This window comes from Arthrobacter sp. Hiyo1 (genome assembly GCF_001263615.2).
Lineage (GTDB): Bacteria > Actinomycetota > Actinomycetes > Actinomycetales > Micrococcaceae > Arthrobacter.
In genome coordinates this window covers 360403-362879 of sequence record NZ_DF952472.1, presented here as the reverse complement: position 1 = coordinate 362879, position 2477 = coordinate 360403, and the positions used below count along the sequence as shown (strand labels likewise).

Here is a 2477-nt window from a genome sequence, read left to right as displayed (position 1 = left end):
GGCGGCGGCCTCCCAATCGACGCACAGGGTGGCCAGCATGCCTTTGCCTGGCCCCGCGTCTTCCCGGAGCAGGCCGGCACGAGACGAGCCGTAATAACCCGAGGCTGACTGGCTCAGGAATGTTCCGGGCGGAGTTCCCAGCCGTCCCATGGCTGCCGTGAGAGTTTTTGTGGTCCGCAATCGTGAGTCGATAATTTCGCGCACGCGTGCTTTGGTCCAGCGCCGCTCCCCGATGCCTGCACCGGAGAGGTTGACCACAGCGTCTGCGCCATCGAGTACCGCCTCATCCAGTTGGCCCGCGGCCGGATCCCAAGAGGCTTCGCCGGTTCCTTCAGGCGGGCGGCGAACCAGCCGGACGACGTCGTGCCCGCTGCCGAGGAGATGCGCGGAGAGCGCAGTTCCGATGAATCCCGAGGCACCCGATATCACGATTCGCATGCCCTATCTCATCATGGCAAGCATCACTCCGGCATTACGGCAGGCCTCAAAAGCCCTCGCGACTCCTTTGACTATGATCGAACAATGACCTCCTCCAGCTACTTCCGTTTCCCGCATTTGCACGGTGATTTGATCACCTTCGTGGCCGAAGACGACGTTTGGATTGCGCCCGTGGCCGGAGGCCGCGCGTGGCGGATTTCGGCCCAGCAGCTCCCTGCGCGCAATCCCCGCTTCACCCCGGACGGCAAGCGGCTTGTGTGGACGACGATCGTCGGGGCTGCTCCCGAGGTGGTGACAGCGAACGTCGACGGCGGCGGGTACCGGCAGTTGAGCTACTTCGGTCACAGCACCACCCGTGTCAAGGGATTCACCTCCTCAGGCGACGTTGTGGTCACGACGGCTTTTGAACAGGCCGAGGGGCGGCACACGCATGCTTACGCCTTGCCGTTCGACGGCGGCCCCGCCGTCGAGCTTCCTTTCGGCCCCGTCGAATCGGTGGCGTTCGGCCCGGAAGTGGGGGACGAGCGACCCGTTGTCCTTGCCAGTGTGCTCTCGCGCGAGCCTGCCTGGTGGAAGCGGTACCGTGGCGGTACCGCCGGTAAATTGTGGATCGACGCCGACGGGAACGGCGAGTTCGCCCGCTTGCTTTCCGGGCTCGACGGGAACCTCGCGGACCCGCTGTGGGTAGGCGGACGGATCGCCTTCCTCTCGGATCACGAGGGCTACGGAAATCTTTACTCGGTGCGGCCGGACGGTTCGGACCTGCGCCGGCACACCGATCACGAGGACTTCTACGTCCGGCACGCCGCGAGCGACGGCAAGCGGGTCATCTTCGAATCGGCTGGCGAGTTGTGGATCCTGCCGAGTCTTGAGTCCGACGCCGAGGCAGTACGGCTTGACGTCAGCCTGGGCTCGGCATCCCAGTCGCGGCGGCCGGCACCCCTCAAAGTCGCCGCCCACTTGGGCGACGTCTTCCCCAACGCGGCCGGTTCGGCAAGCGCTGTGGAATCCCACGGAACCATCCACTGGCTGCGCCACAAAGACGGACCGTCCCGCGTTGTCGAAGCGACTCCCGGCGTGCGGGCACGGCTTCCCCGGCCCCTTATTGACGGTCGTATCGCCTACGTAGCGGACCATGACGGCGTCGACGCCATCTACATCAAGAGGATTGCCCCGCGCTTGTCGCAACCGGCGGTCGAAGCACCAGTCCAGGACGCCGCACCCGCCCGACGCGAAGGTGAAGAGGACGGCGCCGGACAACTGCCCCGCCCCGTCTCGGCATCGGCGATCACGGGACAGCCCGAGACGTCCGGGGTTCGGCTGCAGGAACCGCACGCGGAGCCAGCTCCGGCGTCCGCGGATAGCGTGACTGCACCGATGAGCGCCACACGTGGCGGAGCCGAAGAGCCACGGCTCGACTTCCTGAGGATCGATTTCCCCAGGGCAGCCCGTCCGAGCGCCCTCGAAGCCAGTCCCGATGGCAAGTGGCTTGCCGTGGGTACCGCGTTCGGGGACGTTTACCTGGCCGACACTGCCAATGGCACCTTGTCGCGGCTTGTCAGCGTAGGGGACGGCAGCATTGACGGCCTCGCGTGGTCGCCGGACTCGCAATGGCTCGCATGGTCAGAGCCTGTGACATCCTTCGGCTCACGGAGCAAGTTGCGCATGGTCAACACCGCCAACCCTGGAGACATCGTGGAGGTCACGGACGGCCGCTTCTGCGACGAATCGCCGGCCTTCACTCCCGACGGAAAATTTCTGGCGTTCCTCTCGAACCGCAGCTTCGATCCCGTGTACGACGGCCATGCCTTCGACCTGTCGTTCCCCAGCCCCATCAAGCCGTACCTTGTGGCACTCGCTGCAGCCACTCCTTCGCCTTTCGGCCCGGTCGTGGACATGCTGGACGAGGAGGAAGCGGACGCCGTACCCGAAGGGAGAACGGCGCAAGGAACGCGAGAAGGACGGTACCGGGGATGGTGCCGGAACCGCCGTCACGGTCCGGGTGGACCGTGAGGGCCTGCCGTTGCGCGTCATCGGCG

General features: G+C 65.9%; 1 protein-coding gene and 1 pseudogene. One reads left to right on the top strand and one right to left on the bottom strand.

Going from position 1 to position 2477, the window contains the following annotated elements:
* A partial coding sequence (locus AHiyo1_RS15235; RefSeq protein WP_113990677.1) for an NAD-dependent epimerase/dehydratase family protein occupies window positions 1-438 on the bottom strand: 438 nt, incomplete at its 3' end.
* Window positions 439-522: 84 nt separating this feature from the next.
* On the opposite strand from AHiyo1_RS15235, the pseudogene AHiyo1_RS15230 reads away from it, so the two are divergent.
* A pseudogene (locus AHiyo1_RS15230) lies at window positions 523-2477 on the top strand (S41 family peptidase); the annotation flags it as partial.